A 4,287-nucleotide genomic window follows, 5' to 3' on the forward strand; every position below is an offset into this window, starting at 1 on the left:
ACGATTTATAGGTGATTATTTTGTTAGAAATCATATCAACAACACAAAAAGAAAGATGGCTATTTGCAACCTCAAAGCATAATTTTTTATACGTTTTTTGAGTAATATCTTGATTCATATTTTTTATTTGATTTACAAATTTACATTTTTTACGAGAATTAAAAACCCTCAAATGAAATTATATTTAAAATCCTTGCTATATTTGAAGTTATTAAATCAAAATTAATGTCGCCAACGCAATTTTATAACATTTTAATGGATAATTTTCCTTTTCAGCCCACCGCTAATCAGGATATTTTCTTTCAAAAAATTGCAGCCTATATCTTACAATCAAAAGACGACATTTTTGTTTTAAAAGGTTACGCCGGAACGGGTAAAACTACTGTAATTTCCACTTTGGTAAATCAATTGAGTGTGGCTAATAAAAAAGCGGTAATGTTGGCGCCAACGGGTCGAGCGGCTAAAGTAATGTCGGCCTATTCGGAAAAACCGGCTTTTACCATACACAAACGCATTTATTTTCCTAAAAAGAATAAAAATGGCGGTGTAGGTTTTGTCATGCAAGCCAATAAATTTAAAGATACTATTTTTATTGTAGATGAATCGTCTATGATTTCTGATCAATCTAATGAAACTAGTTTGTACGAAAACGGTTCTTTATTAGATGATTTGTTGTTTTATGTAGATGCTGGACAAAATTGCAAACTTATTTTAGTTGGTGATACAGCGCAGTTACCACCTGTGAATTCGGATATTAGTCCCGCTTTGGACATTCAATCTTTACAAGTTAATTACGATAAAGAAATTATTCATATTGAATTGGATGAAGTCATGCGTCAAGCTGAAAATTCAGGAATATTGTACAATGCAACTGAATTGCGTGAACTGCTAAAATCGCATTTTATTGAGGACTTTAAATTCAATTTAAAATCGTTTAAAGACATCATTCGTTTAGATGACGGCTTTGATATTGAAGACGCCATTCATCAATCGTATCGAAATTATAGTACGGAAGACACTGCATTCATCGTGCGTTCCAATAAACGCGCCAATCAGTACAACCAGCAAATCAGACAACGGATTTTAGATAAAGAAAGTGATTTGTCGGCAGGCGATTTGCTAATGGTTGTAAAAAATAACTACTTTTGGCTTGATGAAACTTCACAAGCTGGTTTTATTGCCAATGGTGATATTATTGAAGTGTTGAAAATTAGAAATATTCAGGAATTATACGGTTTTAAATTTGCCAATGTTACTATTAGAATGGTGGATTATCCCAATGAAGCATCATTTGAAACGGTGTTACTTTTAAATACAATTGAAAGCGAAACGGCATCATTAACCTTTGCAGAATCAAACTTATTGTATCAGGAAGTTTCTAAAGATTATGAAGACGAAACTCACAAATACAAGAAACTCTTAAAAGTAAAAAGCAATCCGTATTTTAATGCGTTGCAAGTCAAGTTTTCTTATGCGATTACGTGTCATAAATCGCAAGGCGGACAGTGGAGTAGTGTATTTGTAGAAAAACCCTACTTGCCTAATGGCGTAGATAGAGATTATATTCGGTGGTTATACACTGCCATTACAAGAGCCAAAGAAAAGTTATATTTAATTGGGTTTAAAGATGAAAATTTTGAGTAGATTTGGAAACACATAGAAACATAGATAAATTTTTAAGTATACATTTGGTGTTTAAAGTTAATTTTAGAAATAAAACCAAACCTTTTACCTTTGACCCAAAACCTTTAACCCATTTACAATGAAAATAATTGCTGTTATCCCTGCGCGCTATGCCTCATCACGATTTCCTGCTAAATTAATGCAAGATTTAGGTGGAAAAACGGTCATTTTACGAACGTATGAAGCAGCTGTGGCGACTAATTTGTTTGACGATGTGTTTGTGGTTACCGATTCGGATTTAATTTATAACGAAATTATTTCGAATAATGGAAAGGCAATAATGAGTATCAAAGAGCACGAAAGTGGTAGCGACAGAATTGCAGAAGCTATTGAAAACATTGATGCAGACCTTATTATCAACGTGCAAGGCGACGAACCATTTATCAATAAAACACCTTTGGAACAAATTATTGCAGCATTTCAAAACGATACTGATAAGAAAATTGATTTGGCTTCGTTAATGTTTGAAATTAAAGATAAATCGGAAATTGAAAACCCTAATAACGTAAAAGTAATTACTGACCAAGAAGGGTTTGCTTTATACTTTTCTCGTTCTGTAATTCCGTTTCCGCGTGAGGAAAATGTGGGGGTACGATACATGAAGCACATTGGTATTTATGCCTTTAGAAAACAAGCGCTATTGGATTTTGCTAAATTACCGATGCTTTCGCTTGAAGCCTCAGAAAAACTAGAACAATTACGTTATTTAGAATACGGAAAACGCATTAAAATGATTGAAACATCACACGCTAGTATAGGCATAGATACCCCTGAAGATCTGGAAAAAGCTAGACTTTTATTGTAATATACCGCCAGTTTCAAAAAATTTTGACACTAATTTCAACACTAATTACACAAATTTTCACCAATTTATTTGTGCTAATTCGTGAAATTAGTGTTAAATAAATAAGTTACTTTACCACAATCTCAGATTCCTTTTTAACAATAATTTCTGGTTTGCCTTTATACATAATAACGGTTCCCGTAATGCAAATGGTTTTTGTATCTAACGTTAATGGATTGTAAGAAAAAGTATCTCTGTCCAATTTAAAAACTACTACTGAAAACGCATTGTCTGGAAAAGGTTTACCAAAATTCAACAGTGCATTGCCGCCTTTGGTTTCATAAATACTGGTTACTTTTTCGCAAATAGTAATTGTTTTGCCTTCAAAAGAAGCTATGTTTTCTAATGTTGGTGGTATTTCTTGAGCACTAACCAATAGTGTTCCGAATAAAAACAGCGTTAAAAATACTTTTTTCATACCTGTAAATTAATTGCTTTTAATAGCTAAGTTATAATTGGCACTTACTTCGTTCCAGTTGATAATATTCCAAATTGAAGTTAAATAATCGGCACGTTTGTTTTGGTATTTTAAGTAATACGCATGTTCCCAAACATCAATTCCTAAAATTGGCGTGCCTTTGGTTTCTGCAACATCCATTAACGGATTGTCTTGGTTAGGCGAAGAAGACACCACCAATCTGTTGTTTTTATCTACAGAAAGCCAAGCCCATCCTGAACCAAATCGGGTAGTGGCCGCTGCATTAATTTTTTCTTTTAAAACATCCATACTTCCAAATGTTTCATCAATTGCTTTTTCTAAACCTCCTGATGGTTTGGTGTTTTTTATTGGTGTTAATATTGACCAAAATAATTCGTGATTAAAATGTCCGCCTGAATTGTTTCTAATAGCTGAACTAAATTTTGAAACATTTGAGAAAATCTCTTTAACTGTCATTGTAGCGGCATCCGTACCCACAACTGCAGCATTTAGGTTTTTCACATACGCGGCGTGGTGCTTGCTATAATGAATTTCCATAGTTTGTGCATCTATAAAAGGTTCTAAATCCGTGTAAGCATAAGGCAATGGCTTTTGAGCAAACTGCGCCGAAACCGAAACAGCTAACAAAAGTAAAACAGCTAGTAATTGAAATTTTTTCATAATAAAGGATTTTGAGTTGTAAACTTATTGTAGCAAAGTTAGTGGTTTTATTTAGATTTTTAGCTTTTAGCTGTTAGCTTTTAGCAATTAGCTGTTAGCTGTTAGCCATTTTCTTTACGACTTTGCAACTCTTCACTTTATCTTTACGACTTTACGACTTTTGACTTTACGACTTCACAATTAACCCTCTTTTTCAATAAATGACAAATATTTCCAATTTTTAGAAAAAACTATCGCTTTTCAATATGGTGTTGGTATTATTTTTTCTTTTTAAGTTTGATAAAACTTGTAAGTTATTGATTTACAGCTAAACTTGTAAAGGATGAACTGTAGTGAAAATGGAATATTTATAGTTGTTTTAGTTGAAGTAAAAGCGATACATAACTTCACACATTAACCAAAAGATGAAAATATAAGTCTGATTTTGTAAAACCCCTAAACCTTAATATAAACCTTTAAAACCTTTTAATTATGTCATTTAACAATTTAGACAACCGACATTTCAGTGCTACTGAAAAAACAGCCATCAACACTGTATTGGCGAATTTGGAATTGGCGTTAGCCGACAAATTAGCCAACCTTTCTGCTGCAGAGCGCCAGCAATATGGGAGTGTGAATGAGCAAAACAAATTGATTATCAACAAGGTGAAAAGTTTTCGTG

4 protein-coding genes and 1 pseudogene are annotated in these 4,287 nt (G+C 32.9%); 3 read left to right on the forward strand and 2 right to left on the reverse strand.

Annotation, left to right across the window (positions count from 1 at the left end):
- Positions 1–225: 225 nt before the first annotated feature.
- Positions 226–1,644 carry an ATP-dependent RecD-like DNA helicase gene (locus ACIQ2I_RS08255; protein WP_396181944.1) on the forward strand — a complete coding sequence of 473 codons (1,419 nt, stop codon included), beginning with the start codon at positions 226–228 and terminating at the stop codon, positions 1,642–1,644.
- 118 nt (positions 1,645–1,762) lie between these two features.
- Entirely contained in the window at positions 1,763–2,488 is a 726-nt protein-coding gene (gene kdsB / locus ACIQ2I_RS08260) for a 3-deoxy-manno-octulosonate cytidylyltransferase (RefSeq protein WP_396181945.1), read from the forward strand.
- Positions 2,489–2,594: 106 nt separating this feature from the next.
- Here the strand turns inward: kdsB and ACIQ2I_RS08265 are convergent, their stop codons facing one another.
- Positions 2,595–2,945, reverse strand: a complete 351-nt coding sequence (locus ACIQ2I_RS08265; RefSeq protein ID WP_396181946.1) for a hypothetical protein — start codon at positions 2,943–2,945, stop codon at positions 2,595–2,597.
- 9 nt (positions 2,946–2,954) lie between these two features.
- Positions 2,955–3,626 (reverse strand): superoxide dismutase, encoded by a 672-nt coding sequence (locus tag ACIQ2I_RS08270; RefSeq protein WP_396181947.1) that lies wholly within the window; start codon positions 3,624–3,626, stop codon positions 2,955–2,957.
- 471 nt (positions 3,627–4,097) lie between these two features.
- Here ACIQ2I_RS08270 and ACIQ2I_RS08275 point away from each other — a divergent pair.
- Positions 4,098–4,287, forward strand: a pseudogene (locus ACIQ2I_RS08275) (hypothetical protein); the annotation flags it as partial.

It is taken from the genome of Flavobacterium sp., assembly GCF_044368995.1.
In the GTDB taxonomy this organism is placed as follows: domain Bacteria; phylum Bacteroidota; class Bacteroidia; order Flavobacteriales; family Flavobacteriaceae; genus Flavobacterium.

What these genes read in the sequence shown, in the direction of transcription:
- ACIQ2I_RS08255 (WP_396181944.1), top strand. Translation starts at nt 226, where the DNA reads ATGTCGCCAACGCAATTTTATAACATTTTAATGGATAATTTTCCTTTT.
- kdsB (WP_396181945.1), top strand. Translation starts at nt 1,763, where the DNA reads ATGAAAATAATTGCTGTTATCCCTGCGCGCTATGCCTCATCACGATTT.
- ACIQ2I_RS08265 (WP_396181946.1), bottom strand. Translation starts at nt 2,945, where the DNA reads ATGAAAAAAGTATTTTTAACGCTGTTTTTATTCGGAACACTATTGGTT.
- ACIQ2I_RS08270 (WP_396181947.1), bottom strand. Translation starts at nt 3,626, where the DNA reads ATGAAAAAATTTCAATTACTAGCTGTTTTACTTTTGTTAGCTGTTTCG.